This window comes from Nocardia niigatensis NBRC 100131, from assembly GCF_000308655.1.
GTDB lineage: Bacteria > Actinomycetota > Actinomycetes > Mycobacteriales > Mycobacteriaceae > Nocardia > Nocardia niigatensis.
In genome coordinates this window covers 34,920-57,073 of record NZ_BAGC01000112.1, presented here as the reverse complement: position 1 = coordinate 57,073, position 22,154 = coordinate 34,920, and the positions used below count along the sequence as shown (strand labels likewise).

General features: G+C 69.3%; 19 protein-coding genes and 1 pseudogene. 6 read left to right on the top strand and 14 right to left on the bottom strand.

From position 1 onward, the window contains the following. The first annotated feature begins 39 nt into the window (after positions 1-39). Together ON33_RS34940 and ON33_RS34935 are read left to right on the top strand one after the other, a co-directional pair. On the top strand, positions 40-831 hold the full coding sequence (locus tag ON33_RS34940; RefSeq protein WP_040863435.1) for an SDR family NAD(P)-dependent oxidoreductase: 792 nt from the start codon (positions 40-42) through the stop codon (positions 829-831). An 81-nt stretch (positions 832-912) separates the two neighbouring features. Beyond that, on the top strand, positions 913-1,695 hold the full coding sequence (locus ON33_RS34935) for a VOC family protein (protein WP_040863434.1): 783 nt from the start codon (positions 913-915) through the stop codon (positions 1,693-1,695). Positions 1,696-1,759: 64 nt separating this feature from the next. Here ON33_RS34935 and ON33_RS34930 read toward each other — a convergent pair whose 3' ends face one another. Then, on the bottom strand, positions 1,760-2,899 hold the full coding sequence (locus ON33_RS34930; protein ID WP_040863433.1) for a lipase family protein: 1,140 nt from the start codon (positions 2,897-2,899) through the stop codon (positions 1,760-1,762). A gap of 120 nt (positions 2,900-3,019) precedes the next feature. Here ON33_RS34930 and ON33_RS38875 point away from each other — a divergent pair, with 120 nt between their 5' ends. Further along, positions 3,020-3,658: a TetR family transcriptional regulator gene (locus ON33_RS38875; protein WP_051153348.1), complete on the top strand. Its 639-nt coding sequence runs from the start codon at positions 3,020-3,022 to the stop codon at positions 3,656-3,658. Positions 3,659-3,661: 3 nt separating this feature from the next. On the opposite strand, the gene car is transcribed toward ON33_RS38875, so the two are convergent. After that, complete coding sequence (gene car, locus ON33_RS34920; RefSeq protein WP_083869537.1) at positions 3,662-7,192, bottom strand: carboxylic acid reductase; 3,531 nt, start codon at positions 7,190-7,192, stop codon at positions 3,662-3,664. Beyond that, positions 7,192-7,572 carry a hypothetical protein gene (locus ON33_RS42080; RefSeq protein ID WP_040863432.1) on the bottom strand — a complete coding sequence of 127 codons (381 nt, stop codon included), beginning with the start codon at positions 7,570-7,572 and terminating at the stop codon, positions 7,192-7,194. The genes car and ON33_RS42080 overlap by 1 nt, the downstream gene beginning before the upstream one ends. A 70-nt stretch (positions 7,573-7,642) precedes the next feature. On the opposite strand from ON33_RS42080, the gene ON33_RS34910 reads away from it, so the two are divergent. Both ON33_RS34910 and trpS read left to right on the top strand, forming a co-directional pair. Next, positions 7,643-8,947, top strand: coding sequence for an MFS transporter (locus tag ON33_RS34910; protein ID WP_051153347.1), 1,305 nt, complete (start codon positions 7,643-7,645; stop codon positions 8,945-8,947). 173 nt (positions 8,948-9,120) lie between these two features. Then, complete coding sequence (gene trpS / locus ON33_RS34905) at positions 9,121-10,173, top strand: tryptophan--tRNA ligase (protein WP_040863431.1); 1,053 nt, start codon at positions 9,121-9,123, stop codon at positions 10,171-10,173. Positions 10,174-10,188: 15 nt separating this feature from the next. Here trpS and ON33_RS34900 read toward each other — a convergent pair whose 3' ends face one another. From ON33_RS34900 to ON33_RS34885, 4 genes are all read right to left on the bottom strand, one after another. Continuing rightward, positions 10,189-11,400, bottom strand: coding sequence for a serine hydrolase domain-containing protein (locus tag ON33_RS34900; protein ID WP_157184905.1), 1,212 nt, complete (start codon positions 11,398-11,400; stop codon positions 10,189-10,191). Between the two features lie 109 nt (positions 11,401-11,509). Continuing rightward, a complete protein-coding gene (locus ON33_RS34895) occupies positions 11,510-13,891 on the bottom strand; it encodes an ATP-binding cassette domain-containing protein (RefSeq protein ID WP_040863430.1) in 2,382 nt (793 codons plus the stop codon). Between the two features lie 46 nt (positions 13,892-13,937). Beyond that, positions 13,938-14,351, bottom strand: coding sequence for a VOC family protein (locus tag ON33_RS34890; RefSeq protein ID WP_040863429.1), 414 nt, complete (start codon positions 14,349-14,351; stop codon positions 13,938-13,940). 5 nt (positions 14,352-14,356) lie between these two features. Next, the gene (locus tag ON33_RS34885; protein ID WP_040863428.1) at positions 14,357-14,806 is read right to left on the bottom strand and encodes a helix-turn-helix transcriptional regulator; all 450 of its coding nucleotides are present in this window, start codon (positions 14,804-14,806) and stop codon (positions 14,357-14,359) included. A gap of 200 nt (positions 14,807-15,006) precedes the next feature. On the opposite strand from ON33_RS34885, the gene ON33_RS34880 reads away from it, so the two are divergent. Further along, positions 15,007-16,026, top strand: a complete 1,020-nt coding sequence (locus ON33_RS34880) for an alpha/beta hydrolase (RefSeq protein ID WP_040863427.1) — start codon at positions 15,007-15,009, stop codon at positions 16,024-16,026. An 84-nt stretch (positions 16,027-16,110) separates the two neighbouring features. On the opposite strand, the gene ON33_RS34875 is transcribed toward ON33_RS34880, so the two are convergent. From ON33_RS34875 to ON33_RS34855, 7 genes and pseudogenes are all read right to left on the bottom strand, one after another. After that, the gene (locus ON33_RS34875; RefSeq protein WP_040863426.1) at positions 16,111-17,010 is read right to left on the bottom strand and encodes a GNAT family N-acetyltransferase; all 900 of its coding nucleotides are present in this window, start codon (positions 17,008-17,010) and stop codon (positions 16,111-16,113) included. A gap of 59 nt (positions 17,011-17,069) precedes the next feature. Next, on the bottom strand, positions 17,070-18,179 hold the full coding sequence (locus ON33_RS38870; RefSeq protein WP_051153345.1) for a PrsW family intramembrane metalloprotease: 1,110 nt from the start codon (positions 18,177-18,179) through the stop codon (positions 17,070-17,072). Beyond that, positions 18,176-18,739 carry a hypothetical protein gene (locus ON33_RS34865; protein ID WP_157184904.1) on the bottom strand — a complete coding sequence of 188 codons (564 nt, stop codon included), beginning with the start codon at positions 18,737-18,739 and terminating at the stop codon, positions 18,176-18,178. Before ON33_RS34865 ends, ON33_RS38870 begins: the two co-directional genes overlap by 4 nt. Before the next feature lie 151 nt (positions 18,740-18,890). Further along, positions 18,891-19,019, bottom strand: a complete 129-nt coding sequence (locus ON33_RS44185; RefSeq protein WP_281033270.1) for a hypothetical protein — start codon at positions 19,017-19,019, stop codon at positions 18,891-18,893. A 123-nt stretch (positions 19,020-19,142) separates the two neighbouring features. Further along, positions 19,143-19,921 (bottom strand): annotated as a pseudogene (locus tag ON33_RS34860) (polyprenyl synthetase family protein); the annotation flags it as partial. Between the two features lie 41 nt (positions 19,922-19,962). Beyond that, positions 19,963-20,118: a hypothetical protein gene (locus tag ON33_RS42075; protein ID WP_157184903.1), complete on the bottom strand. Its 156-nt coding sequence runs from the start codon at positions 20,116-20,118 to the stop codon at positions 19,963-19,965. A gap of 18 nt (positions 20,119-20,136) precedes the next feature. After that, entirely contained in the window at positions 20,137-21,162 is a 1,026-nt protein-coding gene (locus tag ON33_RS34855) for a polyprenyl synthetase family protein (RefSeq protein WP_040863424.1), read from the bottom strand. Positions 21,163-22,154: the final 992 nt, after the last annotated feature.

Here is a 22,154-nt window from a genome sequence, read left to right as displayed (position 1 = left end):
TCTCGATCGCAATCACGGCGGTTGTCTTATGTTGACCGGATGAATACAGCAGCAGGCGAACTGGCGGGACGCGTCGCACTGGTGACCGGCGGCGGGCGCGGTATCGGGCGAGCCATCAGTCTGGCGCTGGCCGCCCGCGGCGCCACCGTCGCGGTCAACTGGGCACGCGATGAGCAATCGGCGAAAAACACTGTGGCCAAACTGAATTCCCTGGGCGCCACCGCCCTCGCCGTGCACGGACCGGTCGGCGATCCCGAGGCCGTGACCGCCATGGTCGACCACGTGACGAGCGAGTTCGGCGCGATCGGCATCCTCGTCCACAATGGCGGCATCGCCAGCCGCGGCCGCCCGGTCTCCGACACCGATCCGGCCGAGGTCGAGCGACTGCTGCGGGTTCAGGCCATCGGCCCGCACCACCTCAGCAAGCTCGTCCTCCCCGGCATGCGCACCTGCGAACGCGGCGACATCATCATGATCAGCAGCGTCGCCGCCCACGCCCTCGGCGCCGCCGGAGCCCCCTACAACATGGCCAAGGCCGCCCTCGAAGCCCTGGCGCACACCCTCGCGAAAGAGGAATCCGCCAACGGAATCCACGTGAATATCGTCGCCCCGGGCCTGGTCGCCTCCGAAATGGGCGACCGTCTCACCGCGGCCCTGTCCGGCGGCGCCCACCGCCACGCCGCCGACCTCGACGCCACCTCCCCCTTCGGCCATGTCTGCCGCCCCGAAGAGGTGGCCGACATCGTCTCCTTCCTCGTCTCCCCCGCCGCCGGCTACCTCACCGGCCAGCGCATCGTCGTCGACGGCGGCGCCTACCCCTACCGTCCGTGACCTGGATCGCGAAGCATGGTTAGCTGACCTGGTGCCTGCCCTCCGACAGGCCGCCACCGACCGATTCTCGGGAGGATTCGTATGCCCACGACAGACAAATCCTGGCCGCAAGGAACTCCGTGTTGGGTCGACTGTTCGGTCGACGATCCCGCCGCCGCGCAGGACTTCTACGCCCAGCTGCTCGGCTGGGATGTGCTCGACAGCCCGCCCGAGGCGGGCGGATATCTGATGGCGATGCTCGGCGGGAAGCCCGCCGCGGGCATCGGACCCAAGATGGGCGAGGCCGCCATGCCCTCGGTGTGGACCACCTACTTCGCCGCCGAGAACGCCGATGCGGTCGCGGGGGCGGTCACGGCGGCTGGCGGGGCCGTCTACACACCGCCGTTCGACGTGATGGATGTGGGCCGCATGTTCGTCGGCGCCGATCCGGGAGGCGCGGTGTTCGGCGTGTGGGAAGCCAAGGCGCACACCGGCGCCGGCATCTTCAACGAGCCCGGCGCGTACTGCTGGAACGACCTGCACACCACCGCGTACACGCCGTCACAGGAGTTCTACAAGCAGGTCTTCGGCTGGTCGTTCGACGAGATCGGCAACGAGGAGATGCCGTACTCCACCTTCGCCGGGGCGGACGGCCGCCCGATGGGCGGCATGGCCGACAGCACCGGGCAGCCCGGCGGCGGGCCCAACTACTGGCTGACCTGGTTCCAGGTCGCGGGTGCCGACGCCGCGCTGGACAAGGCCAAGGAACTCGGCGCGACGGTTCTGATGGGTCCGTCGGACAGCCCCTTCGGACGCATGGGCATCGTGGCGGGGCCGCAGGGGGAGGTCTTCGGCCTGATCGACACCACGGTCACCATCGGCTGATCCGAGCATCGATAGACGAAGGCCGAGTGGCATTGCGCCACTCGGCCTTCCGCGTCGGCAGGCCCTAGGCGAACAGCCGGGCCACGAAGGGCACGCTGTCGGCCAGCGAGGCCAGCATCGCGCCGCTGTGGTCCTTGCCCGGGTAGACGTGCACCTCGGGATGCGTTCCGGCAGCGGCCATATCGGCGACCAGCTTGGCGGTCAGCGGCGCGGGCACATCGGTGTCATTGGTGCCCTGGCCGATGAACAGCGGCCGGTCGTAGCCGGTCAGCGGCACATCCATGACCGACCGCGCGAGGGGCACGAAATCGCCCTCCGACAGCGGCCGGGACACCAGCTGGTTCAGCGACACACCGGTGGCGCGCTCGGCCAGCGGGGTGAAGCACAGGGTCTGGGCGGCGGTCACCAGCTGCTCACCCAGCGGGGTGAGGTAACTGTCGAGATCGAAGTCCGGGCGGGCCGCCTTCAGGCCGTTGAGCACGTAGGTGGCGTAGGCGGTGATGTGCGAGGACCCGATGGGCGGGGTGGCCGGACCGACCAGGGTCGCGGCGTCGACGATATTGGAGGCCGGGCCGGTCGCCACCGCGCCACGGTAATCCAGTTCGGGCGCATAGCGTGTCGCCAGTGAGGCGGTGAAGACCGCGGCGCCGCCGCCCTGCGACTGCCCGATCGCCACCCACTTCGGGGCCAGAGTCTCGTCCACGGCGCGGGCCGCGCGGACCATGTCGATGGCGGCGTGAGCCTCGGCGCGGCCGTCGAGGTAGGCGTGCACGCCGGGAGTGCCCAGGCCGATGTAGTCGGTGGCGACGATGGCGTAGCCCTGCTTCATCCAGGTGGCCAGGAACCCCATGTCGCGGTCGGCGCGACCGGCCACCGAGGGCGCGCAGTCGTCGCCGATGCCGACCGTGCCGTGTTCCCAGGACAGCACCGGCCAGCCGCCGGGCGGCGGGGTGCCCGCGGGGGTGAAGACCACACCGGTGGACAGCGCGGGTTGGTCGCCGGAGTCGCGGGTCCAGTAGGTGAGCTTGCGGGCCGAGCCGGTGCCGTCGATCCAGAGGTTCTGCGCCAGTGCCTCATTGCCGACGACGGCACCCGGGGGCGCGTCGTCGGCCCGGGCGGGCGGGTCGGCCAGGGCGGTGGCGGCGAGCGGCCCGGCGGCCAGCACGGCCGCCGAGACCAGGGCGATCACGGTGCGTCGCGTCATCGGAGGAGTCCTCTCGTACTCGTCTCGCTGTGATGTCTCATTGAGACACTTCGGTCAGACTATCCTGAGAACTGTCACTTTGAGACATCAGGGTGGATATCGGCGGCACGAGAGGGCGGTATGACGGCACCGACCGGATTGCGGGAACGCGAGAAGGCCAGGGTGCGGCGCGAATTGATCGACGCCGCGCTGCTGCTGTTCGAGCGCCGCGGCTTCGAGCAGACCACCGTGCAGGAGATCGCCGACGCCGCCCAGGTCTCGCGCCGCACCTTCCACCGGCACTTCCCCGCCAAGGCGGCCGTGGTCTTCAGCCACGAGGAGGACGTCATGTCCTATCTGCTGGACGCGCTGGACCGCCGGCCCGCACACGAGGCGGTCTTCGTGGCGCTGCGGGCCGCGCTGCGCGAATTCCTGCTCGACGACGGCGAGGCCGAGCTGCGCCGCCGCCAGGCCGACACCGCCCGGCGGGCCCGGCTGGTCCTGATCACCAATCCGCAACTGCGGCAGGAGAATTTCACCGGCACCTTCGGCCGCCGGGACGCGCTGGCCCGCAGTTTCGCCCGCCGGGGCGGGATCCCGGAGGATGATCTGCGGGCCAAACTGGCTGCCGCGACCTGTTTCGCGGCCTTCGGTGTCGGGCTCGACGACTGGGTGGCGAGCCCGGATCCGTCGATCGCCCGCCTGTACGAGATCCTCGACGCCACCGTCGCCGCGCTGCAGCACGGTCTCGAGATCCCGGCGGCAGCGGGCGTGGACTGAGCGCTACAGCAGGCCGCGCAGCCTCAGGTCGGTCACGTACTTGTCGATGAGTTCCCTTGTCAGATGCGGAATGTCACCGTTCGGGCCGATCTTCGCCTGCTGGACGGCCTCCTGGAAACGCTTGGCCGGCAGCGCCGCGCCGGGGAGGGGCAGGCCCGGGCGGCGGTAGGCGTGCAGCAGTGGCAGTACCGAGTGGGTGCGCTGGTGCTCCGGGAGGGCGCGCAGGGCGGTCTCGAAGCGGGCGATCCAGTCCGGGTAGGACTCGATGCGGTCGATGGGATGGCCGGACTCGATGAGCCAGTCCACGAATTCGTCGAGGGAGATGCCGTCGTCGTGGGGGTTGAGGACATCGTAGGTCGCGAAACCGGCGGTGACCCGGGCGCCGAGGGTGGTGATCGCGGCGGCGGTGAAGTCCGCGGGCAGGCCGTCGTAGTGGGCCCGTCGCCGGCCGCCTTGAGAATCCAAGGCGTAGAAAGACTTCGGAGCCAGGCCGGTGGCGAGCACGCTGAGCAGCAGCCGGGTGAACATGTCGGGCAGGTTGAACTGCCCGGCGAACACGCTGTGCGCCAGGATCATGTCGGAGCGGAAGACCGCGACCGGCAGCTCGCACAGATCATGCGCCTCGCGCAGCAGCACTTCACCGGCCCATTTGCTGTTGCCGTAGCCGTTGGCGTAGCTGTCGTCGACGGCGCGCACGGCGCTGATCGCGCGGATGTCGCCGTCCTCGGTGAAGACGGCCGGCTCCACCTGGGCGGCGACGGCGACCGTGGACAGATAGGTGACCGGCTTGCGAATCGTGGTGAGCGCCAGCCGGATCACCTCGGCCGTGCCCACCACATTGGGACCGAACAACTGGTCGTAGGGCAGCACGTGATTGACCAGCGCGGCGGGGTGCACGATGAGATCGACGGTGGCGGCGAGCTCCCGCCAGACCTCCTCGTCCAGGCCGAAATGCGGCGCGCCGATATCACCGGCCAGTACCCGCAGCCGGCGCTCGGCCAGCTCCCGGTAGCGCCGGAGCAGTGCGGGATCACCGCTGTCGAAGACCTCGTCCAGCCGGCGGCGCGCGGCCGCGGCGTCGTGGCCGCGAACGACGCAGACCAGTGTGCCGTCCGATTCCTCCAGGCGCTCCAGCCATTCCAGGCACAGGAACCGGCCCAGATAGCCGTTGGCTCCGGTCAGCAGCACGGTCCGCGGCGGGTGCGGCGCGAGCGGCAGGCCGGGTGCGGTCGCCAGGGTCGCGGCATCGATGAACTTGTCGAGGGTGAGCTCGTCGGCCCGGATCTCGGTGCCGCCGTGCACGGTCGACGCGGTGGGTCGGGTGCCGTCCCCGGTGCGCTCGAACTCGATGTGGGCGGCCAGCCGGGCGAGGTCGTTGGCGGGGCTCACGATCACGCCGACCGGAACCTCGACGGCGAAGATCTCGCGCAACAGGGTCGAGAACGACAGTGCCGACAGGGAATCCCCGCCCAGGTCGGTGAAGTGCGCGTCGGGCTGCGGCGCCTCGCCGCCGAGGATGGCGCGGGCGCCCCGGCACACCGTCTCGATGACCGGCCGGTCGCCGGCCTCGCGGCGCAGCGCGAGCAGTTCGTCCTCCTGCTGCCGCGCCTGCGCACGGTACAGCTCCTCGAGTTGTGCGCCGTAGCGTTCGCGGAGCTTGGGCCGCAACAGCTTTCCGATACCGGACAGCAGGCCGTTGTCCAGGGTGAAAGGTTCGGTCTCGAGCAGGAACTCGCGCGGAATCTCGTAGGACTCCAGTTCGGCGTCCTTGGCGATCTGCTGCATGGATTCGGTGATGGCCGCGGTCATCTCGGCGGGCTCGAGCGCACGGGCCGCCGGCGAGGGCACGATGACGGCCAGCAGGTGAGCGCGCTCGCTGGAGCCGTGCACGAAGATCTGGGCGATGAGCGGACTGGTCGCGTAGACGGCCTCGAGCTTGGCCACGGCCACGAACTCGCCCTGTGACAGCTTGAGCACATTGTTGCGGCGGTCGACGTAGACGAGGTGGTCGGGCCGCACCTCGGCGACAATGTCGCCGGTGCGGTAGTAGCCGTCCTCGTCGAAGATCTCGGCGGTCACCTCGGGGCGTTTGAAGTAGCCCGGGATCTGCTGCATCGACTTCACCAGGAACTCGCCGCGCGGATACGGCTTGTCGGTCGAGAAGTAGCCGAGCTCGGGCACATCGGCCAGCTTGTAGTCGATGACCGGTGGCCGGCGGACCTCGTTGTCGATGAGCAGGCCGCCGCCCGCCTCGGTGGAGCCGTAGCCGTCGATCATCGGCTGGCCCAGCACCGAGTTCATGAATTCCTTCATGTCTGCGGAGATGGGCGCGCTGCCGACCATCACGCGGGCCAGGCGGCCGCCCAGGAAGTCCTGCCGCAGTGCGGCTTTCGCGGCCTTGTCGGCCTGTTCGGCGGCGTCTCCCGCGGCGATGCGGCGCTGGACGTCGCTCTGATAGCGCTGGAACACCATGTCGCACACGCGCGGCACGAAGAACGCCTCGGTGGGCCGGGCCAGGCCGAAATCCTCGAACAGGGTCGACATGTCGCTGGCCGCGGCGAAATACGCGGTGCCGCCGCGGGCGAAGGTGCCGGTCAGCACCATCCGGCCGGCGACGTGGCTCATGGGCATGTAGCAGAAGTTGAGCACCGGGGCGGGAATCACCGTAGGCCCCAGCCACATTCCGGTCACCAGGCGTTGTGGGTACATCGCGCCCTTGGGTGTCCCGGTGCTGCCGGAGGTGTAGATGAGCAGGGCGAGCTCGTCCGGGTCGGCGGGAACGTGGAGTGATACGGCGGGCAGGTCGCGGCCCCGGTCCGCCACGGCGGCAAGCGATTCCAGGCCGATCGCGGCCCCCGATTCCGCGATGCGGCGCTGCGCGGCGGCGTAGATCTCGGCGTGGTGGTCATCGGCGGGTTCGAAGTCGAAGACCACGATCGATTCCACCGGCGTGCCGTCGAGAACGCATTCCAGGGCGGGAGTGAGCAGTTCCAGGCTCACCGCGAGGACCCGCGCTCCGGTCTCGGTGATGATCGAATGCCATTGCGCGGCAGGTGAACTCGATTGCAGCGGCACGCTCACCAGGCCCAGCCGGATGCCGGCCAGCTCGACGGCGGTGTAGTCACCGCTGGCGAAGCCGAGGCTGCACAGGAAGTCTCCGGCACGCAGGGGATGGCTCGGGTCCGAGTACCAGGCGGCCGCGATGGCCCCGGAACGCGCCCACAGTTCGCCGTAGGTCGTGGTGCGGTAGGCGGGCAGCAGCCGCCGGGTGCGCCGTCCGTCGGCGTCGGTGACGATCTCGGTGGCCCGGTCGGCGATGGCGGGGCGGTCGGCGTAGCCATCCATGAGGATCGCCGCCACTCCGGCCAGACCCTGCCCGCACTGCTGGGCCGCCGCCGCGACCTCGGGTAGCGGGACCAGTGCCCGCACCTGATCGTCTGCCATCAGCTCCTCGAATCGCTTCGCGACCTCGGCATGCGCGAGCCGATCCGCCAAACGCTGAGTAAGCTCCGTCCGAGCGGCGTCCTCGACCATCAATGGCCTCCCTGGTCTCCGGCGATCACGACGCCGCGAAACCTGTTCGGACGTCGAGATTTCTCCCCATCAATTAGCTTCGCTAACTTTTCCACCATGAGGGGCCGCGCGGGGAAAGTCAAGAGCTCCGCGGCGCACCTCGAACTCCAGGATGCACCGGGAATCGAGGGCAGGCCAGCGGTAGCCCGGATCGGTCGCTCCGGGTCGACCGCGCCGATGGCCAGATCGGTGATCAGGGTCATCGCCACCACGAGCCCCGCGCCCAGCGGGGCCGCGACGCCCACCACAGCCGGGGTGCGAACACCGCCGCCGTCGCCGCGTCCCCTGGCAGCGCTCTGGAATCGGCTTGCCAGCGGACTGCCAGCGGGATCGGTCAGCATGACCGGTCGAACTCCGTGTACCGATGGGCCACACTCGAACGGCAGTATCCGACGACCTGTCCGAGGAACCATGCAGAACCTTCCCGCCGACGCGGTGCGCGTCGAAACCCCTGTGCGCTACCGCATGTCGAACACCTCGGCGTTCTGGCTGCTGTCGATCGCGCTGGGGCTGTTGCTGTTCGCGTCGGCGGCCCCGTCGCCGATGTATCCGGTGTATCAGCAGATGTGGCACTACTCGTCACTGGTGTCGACGGGCGTGTACGCCGCCAACGCCATCGCGCTGCTGGTGACCCTGCTGTTCGCGGGCTCGCTGTCCGACCACATCGGGCGACGGCCGGTGCTCATCGCGGCGGTGCTGGTGGAGCTGGCCGGGACGCTGGCCTTCGCGGAAGCGCAGTCGGTGGCTTGGCTTTTCACCGCCCGCATCGTGCAGGGCATCGCGACCGGGTTGGCCACCGGCGCGATCACGGCGGCACTCATCGATCTGCGGCCCGCCGAGTCGCGGCTGGGGGCGCTCATGACGAATGTGGCGGCGGGCGGCGGACTGGCCGTCGGCGCGATCAGTTCGGGACTGCTGGTGGCCTACGCGCCCGCGCCGACTCGGCTCGTGTACTGGCTGCTGGCCGTGGCGTTCACCGTCATCGTGATCGGCGTGTTGCTGATTCCGGAGACGGTCACGCCCGACGGGCGGGGTTTGGCGTCACTGAAACCCAAAGTGTCGGTGCCGCAGGAGGTCCGGGTGGCCTTTCTGACCCTGGTGCCGTCGATCGCGGCCACCTGGGCGCTGGGCGGGCTCTATCTGGCCCTCGGTGGCGCGCTCATGAAGGTCCACTTTCACGTCTCCACACCGCTGGCCGGTGGCCTGGTGGTGGTCGCGTTGCAGGGCACTTCGGCGGTGACCGCGCTGCTGGCCCGGGATTGGACCATCGATCAGGCGCTGCTGCGCGGGCCGATCCTGCTCATGTCGGGAGTGTCGCTGGCGCTGCTGGGTGCGGCGACGGAGTCGGTGTGGCTGTTCTTCGCGGCCAGTGTGGTGGCGGGGATCGGGTTCGGGCCCTCGTTCTCGGGCGCGCTGCGCATGCTGACCGGACTGTCCCCGGCCGAGACCCGGGCGGAGGTGGTGACGGCCATCTATGTGGTCTCCTACCTCTCGCTCAGTGTGCCGGCGGTCATCGCGGGTCTGTGCGTGCAGCGCGTCGGCCTGGCCGCGACCACCTACGGCTACGGCCTGATCGTGATCGCGATGGAGGCGGTCGCCCTGGCCGGCTCACTGCGCCACCGCAATCCGCACACCGCGCTGGCCGGGCACCTGTGCCCGGCGCCCTGCCCGGGCTCGGTCGCGCCCATGCCGCGCGTGGTGTCGGCGCACCCGTGACCCGCGATGTCGTGGTGACTTGCTATGGTGGACAAGTGATTCACACCCGGCAGGCATGGCGCTGGCTGCACTAGCAGCCCGATGATCCATGTCCACGGGCTGTACGCGGCCCGTGATTCCCGACCGGAACACCCAGCTCGTGCAGCCCTCCTTGAACTTTCAGGAGTTGTACGGTGACTACCCTCTCGGATTCCTTCGCCGCCTCCCGCGAGCGCAGCGACGAACTCGCCGCCGACGTAACCGCCCACCCCGACCGCTTTCGCGTCCTCACCGGTGAACGACCCACGGGCAGACTGCATCTGGGCCACTACTTCGGCACCATCCGGGAACGGGTGCGATTGCAGGAACTGGGCGTGGACCTGTGGGTGATCCTGGCCGACTACCAGGTCGTCACCGACCGCGACAGCCTCGGGCAGGTTCGCGAGAACGTTTACAGCGCGGTGCTGGACTACGCCGCCGCCGGGATCGATCTGAGCCGGGCGACGGTGTTCACCCATTCCGCGGTGCCCGCCCTCAATCAGCTCATGCTGCCGTTCCTGAGTCTGGTCACCGAGTCGGAGCTGCACCGCAATCCGACGGTGAAGGCGGAACTGGCCGCCTCGGAGCGGGCGCTGAGCGGGCTGCTGCTCACCTATCCGGTGCATCAGGCCGCCGACATCCTGTTCTGCAAGGGCAATCTGGTGCCGGTGGGCAAGGATCAGTTGCCGCATCTGGAGGTCACGCGGGTCATCGCGCGGCGGTTCAACGAGCGCTACGGCCGGGTGTTCCCGGAACCGCAGGCGCTGCTCACCTCGACTCCGGAGATCCCGGGGCTGGACGGGCGCAAGATGTCCAAGAGCTACGGCAACGCCATCTCGCTGTCCATGACCGCGGACGAGACCGCGGCGCTCATCCGCCGCACCGCCACCGATTCCGACCGGCGTATCACCTTCGACCCGGATACCCGGCCCGGGGTCTCCGCGCTGCTCACCACGGCCGCGCTGTGCCTGGGCACCGATGAGCAGACCCTCGCGGACAAACTCGGCGACGGGGGCGGCGCGGCCTTGAAGAAGCTGGCGACCGACGCGGTGAACGACTTCTTCGCGGGCCACCGGGTCCGGCGCGCGGAGCTGGCGACCGACCCGGATTTCGCGAGCGGCATTGTGCGCGAGGGCAATCGGCGGGCCGATGAGATCGCCGAACGCACCCTGGACGAGGTGCGCTCGGCGATGGGGACGGTGTACTAGCCCGCCGTCAGCTCGTCACGACTCCAGGGCTCCGTAGACCCCGGTCAGGAAGTCGTCGCCGAGCGGGCTGCGCCACTCGGCGGCGATGATGATATTGGCGGACTGCACGAAAAGCAGTGCCACCAGATCCTTTTCGGGGTCCGCGTACCAGGCGGTGCCCAGGCCGCCCGGCCAGGACAGGGTGCCGACGCTGGGGATGCCGCTGCCGGGTTCGGTCTGCATCTTCACGCCGTAGCCGAAGCCCTGGTCGGTCCAGATGGCCTGGCCCAGAGGCGGATTGAAGGGCGCGGCCGCGTGCTGTTCGGGGGTGAGGTGGTCGCTACCCAGCGCGGCAACGGTTTCGGCCGACAGGATCCGGACCCCGTCCAGCTCACCGCCATTGAGCAGCATGCGGGCGAAACGCGCGTAATCGTCGACAGTGGACACCAGGCCCGCGCCGCCGGACGGGAACAGCGGCGGTTCACCCCATCCGGTAGTGGCGGGCCGGTCGAGTTCGGCCCGGTCGGGGCCGTACAGCACGCTCAGGCGGTCCCGCTTCGATTCGGGCACCGTGAATCCGGTGTCCACCATGCCCAGCGGTGCCAGGACCCGTTCGCGCAGTACGGTTTCCAGCGACTGCCCGGTCACCCGGCTGATCAGGATGCCCAGGATGTCGGAGGCGGTGTGATAGCGCCACACCGTGCCCGGCTGCGCGATGAGCGGCAGCTCGCCCACCCGCCGCAGCCACTCGTCCGGCGCGAGCTGTTCGGCGTTCGCGACACCGATGGCGCGCGCGATGGGATCGGCGGTGAGCGCGAACAATTGCGGCGCCAGGCTCGAGCGGCCCCAGCCCAGGCCCAGCCGGTAGGTGAGCAGATCCTCCACCGTGATCGGGCGTTCGGCGGGCACCACATCCTCGGGCGAGCCGTCCGGGTCGCGCATGACGGTGCGGCCGGCCAGTTCCGGCAGCCAGGCGTCCACCGGATCCGACAGCGCGATGCGGCCCTCGTCGACCAGGGTCAGTGCCGCCACCGCGGTGATCGGCTTGGTCATGGAGGCGATGCGGAAGAGGGTGTCGCGCCGCATCGGCAGCCCCGCGGCCCGATCCTGCCAGCCGACCGTGTCCACCTGCACCAGTTCGCCGTGCCGATAGATCGCGGCGACCGCGCCGGCCACCTCGCCCCGCTCGACGTACCCGTCGAGCACCTCGCTCACCTTCTTCAGCCTGTCGGCCGAAAACCCGTTCACCGCAATCACTCCCTTCCGTCGCAGCCGAGATCAACCGCCGACGGCTGCCGATATTCCCGGCGGGTTCGGGCATTCCCGCGAGTTCCGGCAGGGGTGCGCGGCGGCCGGGTCAGGCGCCGACGTACGCGGCCAGGTGCTGACCGGTCAGGGTCGCGCGGGCGGCCACCAGGTCGGCGGGGGTGCCCTCGAAGACGATGCGGCCGCCGTCGTGCCCCGCGCCCGGGCCCAGGTCGACGATCCAGTCCGCGTGTGCCATCACGGCCTGGTGATGCTCGATGACGATGACCGACTTGCCGGAATCCACCAGTCGGTCGAGCAATCCGAGCAGGTTCTCCACATCGGCCAGGTGCAGACCGGTGGTGGGCTCGTCGAGGACGTACACGCCGCCCTTCTCCCCCATGTGGGTGGCCAGCTTCAGCCGCTGCCGCTCACCGCCGGACAGCGTGGTCAGCGGCTGTCCCAGGCTGAGGTAGCCGAGGCCGACATCGTCGAGGTGCTGCAGGATCTTGTGCGCGGCAGGGATTTTCGCATCACCGTCCGCGAAGAAGCCGAGGGCCTCGCTGATCGGCATGGCCAGCACCTCGCTGATATCGCGCCCGCCCAGCTGGTATTCCAGCACCGCCGCCTGGAAGCGCTTGCCCTCGCACTCCTCGCACACGGTGGCGACCCCGGCCATCATGGCCAGGTCGGTGTAGATCACGCCCGCGCCGTTGCAGGTCGGGCACGCGCCCTCCGAATTCGCGCTGAACAGTGCGGGTTTCACGCCATTGGCCCTGGCGAAGGCCTTGCGGATCGGCTCCAGCAGACCGGTGTAGGTGGCCGGGTTGCTGCGCCGCGAACCCTTGATCGCGCCCTGGTCGATGGACACCACGCCCTCACCGGCCGGAATCGACCCGTGCACCAGCGAACTCTTGCCCGATCCCGCGACACCGGTGATGACCACCAGCACGCCGAGCGGGATGTCGACATCCACCTTCTGCAGGTTGTTGGCCGTCGCGCCGCGGATCTCCAACGCCGCCTTCGACTTCCGCACCGAGTCCTTGAGCGCGGCCCGGTCGTCGAAGTGGCGGCCGGTGATGGTGCCGCTGCCGCGCAGCCCGTCCACGGTGCCCTCGAAGCAGATCTCGCCGCCGCCGGACCCCGCGGCGGGACCGATGTCGACGATGTGGTCGGCGATGGCGATGGTCTCCGGCTTGTGCTCGACCACCAGCACGGTATTTCCCTTGTCCCGCAACCGCAGCAGCAGATCGTTCATGCGCTGGATGTCGTGCGGGTGCAGCCCGACTGTGGGCTCGTCGAAGACATAGGTGACATCGGTGAGGGCCGAGCCGAGATGCCGGATCATCTTGACGCGCTGGGCTTCACCGCCCGACAGCGTGCCCGAGGCGCGGTCCAGGCTCAGATAGCCGAGCCCGATCTCCACGAACGAATCCAGCACCTGCTGCAGCGATTCCAGCAGCGGCGCGACCGACGGCTCCCGCAGCCCGCGCACCCAGTCGGCCAGATCGCTGATCTGCATGGCGCAGGCGTCGGCGATGCTGATCTTCTCGATCTTCGAGGAGCGGGCCAGCTCGCTGAGCCGGGTGCCGTCACACTCGGGGCAGGTCTGGAAGGTGACCGCCCGCTCGACGAATGCGCGCACGTGCGGCTGCAGCGAGTCGATGTCCTTGGACAGCATGGACTTCCGGATCTTGGGGATCAGCCCCTCGTAGGTCAGGTTGATACCCTCGACCTTGATCTTGGTCGGCTCCTTGTAGAGCAGGTCGGCCAGCTCGCGCTTGTTGTACTTCTTGATCGGCTTGTCCGGGTCGAAATAGCCGCTGCCGATGAAGATCCGCCCGTACCAGCCGTCCATGCTGTAGCCCGGAATGGTGAACGGGCCCTCGTTGAGCGACTTGCTGTCGTCGTAGAGCTGGGTCAGATCGATGTCGTTGACCGCGCCCCGGCCCTCACAGCGTGGGCACATGCCGCCGGTGACCGAGAAGCTGCGCCGCTCCTTGACCTGCTTGCCGCCCTTCTCCACGGTGACCGCGCCCGCACCGCTGATGGAGGCGACGTTGAACGAGAACGCCTGCGACGAACCGATATGCGGCTTCCCGAGGCGGCTGAACAGGATGCGCAGCATGGCATTGGCGTCGGTGGCGGTGCCGACGGTGGACCGCGGATCCCCGCCCATGCGCTGCTGATCCACGCTGATCGCGGTGGTCAGGCCCTCCAGCACGTCCACGTCGGGACGTGCCAGCGTCGGCATGAAGCCCTGTACGAAGGCGCTGTAGGTCTCGCTGATCAGCCGCTGCGACTCGGCGGCGATGGTGTCGAAGACCAGAGAGCTCTTGCCCGAACCGGAAACGCCCGTGAACACCGTGAGCCGGCGCTTGGGCAGATCGACGGAGACGTCCTTGAGGTTGTTCACCCGCGCGCCGACGACCCGGATGAGGTCGTGGGCGTCGGCGGCGGGCAGGACGGACTGCGGGGACTTGCTCGGGGCCATGCGTGTCTCCATCTTTACGGGCGTACCGGTAGGGCGGAAGAGCGGGTCAGGAAGCCTGCTGGATACGAACCAGGTTGCCAGCGGGGTCGCGCACGGCGAAGTCGCGCACGCCGTAGGGCTGGTCGGTCGGCTCCTGGACGATCTCGACCGCGTCGCCGGCCTGCAGCTTCTCGAAGGCGGCGTCGACGTCCGCGGCCGCCAGCAGGATGGCGCCGTAGGTGCCCTTGGCCATCATCTCGACGATGAGCTTGCGCTCCTCCTCGGTGATGCCCGGATCCACGGCCGGCGGGTGCAGCACGATGGACGTCCCCGGCTGATCGGCGGGCCCGACCGTGAGCCAGCGCAGCCCGTTGTAGCCGACGTCCTTGCGGAGTTCGAAACCGAGCGCGTCGCGGTAGAAGGCCAGCGCGGCATCGGCGTCATTGTGTGGGAGGAAGCTCGCTGAAATGGTGATATCCATGTCGATCAGGCTAATTGCGTGGCGCTTGCCTGAGCTTCTCGATTCCTGATCGGTCGTGTCACCTGTTTCTCGACACAGGAGGGCATGCCCTCGGGGACATCGGCCATCTGCTGCTTGTACACGCTGGGCGGCACCCCGACCAGCTCGGTGAAACGGGTGCTGAAGGTGCCCAGCGACGAGCAGCCGACCGCGAAGCAGATCTCGGTGACGCTCAGGTCCCCACGCCGCAGCAACGCCATGGCTCGCTCGATGCGCCGGGTCATCAGGTAGGCGTACACCGATTCGCCGTAGGCGGCCCGGAACTGCCGGCTCAGGTGCCCGGCCGAAATGTGCGCGTCGCGAGCGAGGGCCTCGACATCCAGCGGCTGCGCGTACTCCCGGTCGATGCGATCCCGCACGCGTCGCAGCCGCCGCAGATCGCGAAGCCGCTGTTCCTCGTCGGGTTTGCTGGTCATGTGTTCGATCGTCGCACGCTGGGCCTATGCTGTCGCGACAGCGTGGCCGACAATTTGGGGCTACCCTGCAAACGTTTTGTCAGGTAACAGTTTTGCCTTGACACAAGACATAGCGTGTCGGGGGAACCGGAATGGCCGGAGCCCTGGCACGGATCGACGATGAGGCCTAGCGTGGCCCGAGGACTGGAATCAGCTGCTCGATGAAGCTCTCTGTACTACGTAACAGGACCGCACTGCGGACCGCCGCCGTCGCGCTCACCGCCGCGCTGTCCGTGGCCCTGGCCGCCGGCACCGGCACGGCCGACCCGGACAAGCCGTCTGCCGTCAGCTCCATCCAGAAGGATGGCCGGACCTGGCATCTGAAGGTCTACTCCGCGGCCATGGGCCAGGACATTCCGGTCGACGTGCAGCGTCCGGCCGACGAGTCGCAGGCCGCCCCGAACCTGTACATGCTCAACGGCCTCGACGGCGGTCTGGGCACCGCCAGCTGGAACGCCCAGACCAACGCGCTCGGCTTCCTGGCCGACAAGCAGGTCAACGTGATCCAGCCGATCGGCGGCCGCGGCAGCTACTACACCGACTGGATCAAGGACGACCCGCAGCTCGGCCGCAACAAGTGGACGACGTTCTTCACCCAGGAACTGCCGCCGCTGCTCGACGCCGCCCTCGGTTCGACCGGGCTCAACGCCCTGGCCGGTCTGTCCACCTCCGGCACCTCGGTGCTGCAGCTGGCCGAGGCCCAGCCCGGCCTGTGGAAGTCCGTCGCGGCCTACAGCGGCTGCGCGCAGATCGCCGACCCGATGGGCAAGCAGTTCCTGAAGTTCGCCGTGGAGACCTGGGCGGGCGGCAAGACCGAGAACATGTACGGTCCCGACAGCAGCCCGCTGTGGGCCGCCAACGACCCGGTCATCAACGCCGAGAAGCTGCGCGGCACCCAGCTCTACATCTCCAGCGGCAGCGGCATTCCGCTGATGAAGGACGTCGAGTTCTACACCAAGTCCGCGCCCGGCCCGCAGGGTGACATCAACCTGGCGCTGGGCATGATCATCGAGGGCGGCGTCAACGCCTGCACGCACAACCTGAAGGACAAGCTGGACTCGATCAACATCCCGGCGACCTACCAGTTCGACCCTGTGGGCACCCACTACTGGCCGTACTGGGAGACCGCCCTGCACGACTCGTGGCCGCTGCTGGCCTCGGGCATGGGCATCCCCGCCTGAGCTGTCGTTCCAGAAGCGCCGCATGCCGTCGATCGGCATGCGGCGCTTGTGTTTTCGGGTGCAGTCACCGGTATCCCGGGGCTGTTACCGGGCCTCCGGATTCGCCATCGGGGTGGCCGGGTCGGGGACGCTCATCGGTGAGCGGGCGATGCGGCCGCCCAGGCGCTCGTTGACCGCGAATCCGTGATCGCGGCACCAGGCGGCGAGGATCGGGACCGCGGAGTCGTCCTCGCGGAAGGTCGGCACCAGCTGCCCGACGATGTAGAGATGGTGGGCGTCGGCGGCCCGGCACAGGTGCTGCAGGACCGCGGTGCCGAGGCCGGCGCCGCGCAGTTCCGGATTCACCGTGATGTTGTCGAGCTTGATGGTGTCGGCGTAGATCTCGAAGACCACCTCGACCAGCGGGTCGGAGCGGCGCAGGGATTCGATGTCGAAGGGCACCGGTCTCAGCACGCCGGGCAGGTGATCGGCGAGCTTTTGCCGGGCGGCCTCGTCGGGGGCGGCGCGGGCGACGGCCAGCACCTCCTCGGTGAGGTCGGCGACCACGGCCCGGTCACCGACCGCGGCCATGGGCCGGGCCTCCTCGGTGGCGCCGATAAGGGTGCGCAGGCGGCGGATCCAGTGCGGGGCCGCGCTGCCGTAGCGCACGGTCAGGTCGGCGAGGGTGTCCTCGAGGCAGAACGGCACGCCGAGGTTGGGGACGAAGGCGCCCGACAGCACGCCCCAGCGGTGGTCGTCGGCGCCGACGCCGTGCACGGACAGCTCGCGGACCAGGGCGTCGCGCCGGGCGGTGGCGCGGGAGACCGGGGAGTGCGGCAGCTGTTGCAGCCAGCGTTGCCAGCCGGTCAGATTGGCGCGGATCCGGGTGGCGGCGATATCGGCGCTCGCGCCGAGATAGTTGCACAGCGCTTGCTGTCGGCGTTCCAGCAGTTCCCCCGCCCGCTGCCGGCCGGGCTCGACGGGCGGCGTCTGACCCTCACTCATACTGACTCACGCTAGCGTCCAGTTGACTAAGCACTGGTCACCGGCACGCACAAAATGCGCTACCAGCCGTAATGAGCGCCCGTGCCGTCGGGAATTCCACCCGGTCCGGGCCCGAAGCCGTGCGGCAGCGGAGTTTGCTGGGGCGCAACAGAATCCAGGTCCGTGACCCGGTCCAGCAGCCCGCGCTCGTAGGCCAGGGCCTGCTTGCGCGACCATCCGGTCGAATACCGCAGGGCGGCACGCGCTTTGCGGCGGCGGCGATAGGTGAGCAGCGGCGCCAGCCCGGCCTCGGTGCCGACGGCGCGGGCGGCCGGTCCGGCGATCAGTCCCCGGAACCATCGCCGCTCGGTGGTCAGCACCCAGGCGTAGGCGAGGGCGAAGATGACCAGATCGATGAGGATGGGCAGGTAGGTCGACAGCAGTGCGGGACCGGGCGGGCGCGGGGCGTCGAAGAGGACGTGCATAGTGAAGGCCAGCGCGTAGAACACCGTGAAAACGCCCAGCCGCCAGGCCCACGAGCGGTCGGTGCGGCTGATCAGCAGCACGATGCCGACACCGGCCAGCGCCGACATGGCCCAGTGCGAGGTGAAGGCGGTGAACAGCCGCAGGACCGCCACCAGGATCACGTCCACCGCGGGGTCCTGCGGGGAGGACAGCGCGGTCTGGGTGCTGTAGAGGCAGTTCTCGGCGATCTGCGCGCCCAGTCCGACGGACGCGCCGAGCAGCAGGCCGTGCATGGGCCGGGTCAGCCGGGCCCGGAAGAGCAGGGCGACCACGGCGATGCCGATGGCCTTGATGTACTCCTCGTCGATGGGCGCGGTGATGGCGGCGCTCCAGTTGATGGCGAAGCGGTCGCCGAACAGATTGGTGATGGCGCGGCTGAGGTGGTCGTTGGCCCACATGGCCAGCCCCGTCCACACGGTGGCGCCCCAGATCGCGCCCATCACCATGGGGGCGACGAGGTGCCGACGGGCCCGGAAGGGATCCAGCGCGAACAGGATTCGCGCGATGACCAGCAAGGTGACGGCGGTGACGGGCAGTGCGGCCAGGGCGGCCGAGCCCGCGAACCACACCTGTCCGGCAGCCTGCAGCACGAACAGCAGCGGCCCGGCCATCACGGCCACGCAGTACACCCAGAACAGCAGCGAGCGCGGTTGGAACCAGCTCATGCCTCGACCGCCTTGCCCGAGTTCAGCACGTCGGTGATGAGCTGGCGTCCGGCCTCGCGAGTGGATCCGGTGGCCATGACGGTCACCCCCACGTCTCCGCTGGAGGCCACCGCGCACACCCCGCCGGTGGTGTCGGGCAGGACGCAGGTGAGCCCGTGGAAATCGCCGACGTCCACCATGCCCCCGTCGAAGCGCACGGTGACCCCGCCGGCACGTAGCGGGAGCAGCATGCGCGGGGCGGCGGTGGCGAAGTCGGTGATGCCGTCGACGACCGAGACCGCCAGCCGCTGGTCGCCGGCGACCAGGACCGCGACGGATTCGTCGCCGGTGGCCCGCCGCCGCATCTGTTCGGGCGCTTGGAAGACGAGGGCGTTGGCGGGGTTCGCGCCGCCGTGCACGGCGCTGATGCCGGTCGCGGTGATCTTGATGCTGGTTCCGGCCGTCACCTCGGTCTCGCGGACCGGTACCGCCGAGGACAGCAGGGGCGGCACCACCAGGGCGACCGCCAGCGCTCCCACCGCCCCGATCGCGGGGACTACCGAATGCACAAGGCGCGCCATACTTTCCACCCTCCCGGTTCCTGAGGCAACGTCGGGGAGGGCGGATGCGTTCCGGACGCCCGGGTCGGGGTCCGGGCAGTTGCCCGCCCGGCGCTTGCCGCGAGTCAACCACACCGCCGGGCCGACTCGGGAGCGCAGCGCCGGGGAGCGGTCAGGAGGTGCGGGCGATGACGGCGTCGGCGATGCTGCGCAGCCCGGACACGGCGGCGGGCGGGAACGGCGCGTGCGCGAGGGTCTGCTGGACCAGCAGCCAGCGGTCGCGGATCATCCGTTCGACCACGGGACGGGCTGTGGCACTGAGGATTTGGCGGCGGCGTTCGACACCCTCGGCGCCCAGGCCGGGATCGCCGATCAGGGCGTCGAGCCGGGCGCGCTGTTCGGGGGTCGCCTCGCGCAGGGCGAGCGCGAGCAGGACGGTGTGCTTGCCCTCGCGGAGGTCCTCGATATTGGATTTGCCGGTGTGTGCCGGGTCTCCGTAGACCCCGAAGAGGTCGTCCTGGAGCTGGAACGCCTCGCCGAGCGGACGCCCATAGGACGCGAGCGCCCGTGCACTTCGGGTCCGGCCCCGGCCAGGGCCGCACCCAGTTGCAGTGGCCGTTCCACGGTGTAGGCGGCGGTCTTGTACCGGATGATCTCGAGCGCCCGTTCCAGCTCGCGGGTGGGGCGGCCGGCGGTGAGCAGGTCGAGGTACTGGCCGTAGTTCACCTCGGTGCGCATGGCGTCGAGAATCGGTGCGGCAGCGGAGGTCTGGGCCGCCGACAGCCCGGCGGTGTGTAGCAGCTCCTGCGACCACACCAGCCCGAAGTCGCCGCTGAGCAGGGCGGCGTGGGCGCCGAAGCGGGCGGCGTCGGGGTGTTCGCCGCGGGCGCTCTCGGCGACCGCGCAGTGCACGGTCGGCCGGTCTCGGCGGGTGGTGCTGTCGTCGATGATGTCGTCGTGGATGAGCACGGCGGCGTGAAACAGTTCGACCGCGGCGGCCACCCCGACGACCGAGTCGGGCAGTTCCCCACCGCCGCCGGCGTACCAGCCGAGCACGCAGAACAGCGGCCGGATCCGTTTGCCGCCCGCGAGCAGGAACGAGCGGACCGTGTCGACGACCTCAGCGGGCAGTCCGGCGGTGGCGGCGGATTCGGCCTTGTCTCCGAGGAATTCGTAGAGCGCGGCCTCGACCCGCACCCGCATCGCGGTGCGGTCGAGCATGGATGCGGCGATCGTGGGGGTGCTCACTGGGGGTCCTCCGATCCGGTGTTCTCGGTGCGGGCGGCCGCTTCGGCGAGCAGCGCCTCGACGATCGGGTGTTCGGCCACGATCCGCACCACGCGGCCGCGAACGAGCAGCTGTCCCTTGCGGTTTCCCACGAAATTTCGCTGTGCGGTCATGGGAAACGCACTCCTTCGTCACCTGTTCCGATGGGCGACGAGATAGGCGAGGGTGAGCAGATCGCCGCACCCGGGCCGGTGCGGCAGTGCCGCCACCGCCGCGCGAATGCGCTGCTGCGCCAGCCGTTCCGCGCCGCGCCGTCCGCCCGCCTGCGCGACCAACGTCGCGGCGCGGTCGATCTCGTCGGCCGACGGCGGGGTGGTCGCGGCGCAGAAGGCGGCCAGCGCCCGTCCGGCCTCGGTGCCGGACTCCAGGGCCAGCACGACCGGCAGTGAGCGCTTGCGCCGGGCCAGGTCCCCGGCGGGCTTGCCGCTGTGCGTGGGATCGCCCCAGATGCCGAGCAGGTCGTCGACGGCCTGGAACGCTACCCCGAGGTTTCGCCCGAAATACTCGAAGATGGTGACGGTTTCGGCATTGGCGCCCGCGCTCAGCGCGCCCAGCGCGCACGCGCAGCCGAGCAGGGCGCCGGTCTTGCCCATGGCCATGCGCTCCCATCCGGCAGCGCCGGCCTGGGCGGCGTCGGCGTGACAGTCCTCGTACTGGCCACGGCACATCTCGGTGACGGTGGCCTCGAGCCGGTCGATGGCGGCGATGGCGGCGGCCGGGGGCAATACCGCCGCAAGGACATTCACCGCCAGCGCGTGCAGGGCGTCGCCGAGCAGCACGGCGTCGGGGACGCCCCAGACCTTCCAGACGGTGGGGCGGCCGTGGCGGACCGCGTCGAGGTCCATGACGTCGTCGTGGAGCAGGGTGAAATTGTGGATCAGCTCGACGGCGGCGGCCGCGCCGGCGGCCTCGGCGGGCAGGCCGTCGCAGGCGATGGCGGCGGAGGTGGCCAGGGCGGGACGCAGCATCTTGCCGGATTCGCCGTGGGTGGCGGCACCGTGCTCGTCGCACCAGCCGAAGTGGTATCCGGCCATGCGCTGCATGGGTTCCGGCAGCGTCCGCACCGCGTCGCGCAGCACCGGGTCGAGCACGGTCCGGGCCTGCGCCAGGATTTCGGCGGAGCGGTGCACGGGGGGAACGAAAGCGGTCACGGTCATAGGGACGCTTCTTTCTGTGCTCGAGGGGAATTCCATGAGCATGTGTTCCAGGTCGGCGAGCACGCGGTGCCCGGCGACCGTGGGCGGCAGGTGGCGAAGAGCTGATCCTCGGTGGCATCGGGGTCCACCCTTGATATTGCGTGGCCGCTTGTACACCTCCAGGAAGTGGTCGTCGAAACAGAAGACCCGCGTGTACCAGTCGGTGATCAGATCCAGTGGGGTGGAATCGGTGTCGAGATGGGCGTAGGCGCACAGCGGCCCGTAATCGTGCCGGTGAGGTCCTTGCAGCTCCAGATCTGTTGTCCCTGTGGCAGTTCCATCAATCGCATGGCCTGCGCCCACGGTGGGCACGGGCCTTGTCCAGATGAGGATCCAGGCACGCCGGAAAAGGCATGCAGAAATCGGGCAACTGAAACGGCTGCACGAGCGGCCCCCGGTCCGGGAATAGGAATTCTTGCGCGACAAGCGGTTATGAAGCGGCAGAATCCCGCGACCGATCGGGCTCCCGGAATTTCGGGGTGCTGCGGGCGCGCTGACGCAATCGAATTGCACTCTCAGCTGTCGGTATCGGTGAGCTGTTCGGCGAGCGCGCGCAATACCTGCCGCGCCGGCGCGGGCACCCGCGGGGTCGCTCGACGTACGGACGTTCGTCCGGATCGAAGCCGGAACCCGGTGTGAGCGGGACGATGCCCGTCGGCCGCGGCGGTTCCACCGGCCGGCCCGAACACCCGAAACCTGTAAGCAGCCCGACCATGTTCCGACTACCCCCTGCGCGCAATCGAACCCACGCGATGTCGCCGTGAGCTGTCTGATCAATCCGTGTAATCGAAAACGATGTACGCCAATGCGTTTCAGCGCTGCGCCGGAAGCGCGCAGACCCGATCCCGTTAGTCTTCAGCCAATGAGCGAAAGGTGATCTGAACCGAGAAAAGTGTAATACGCACCATCGCCGACGGTAAAGCGTTACCACTCAGCATCGTCCGCGACACAGC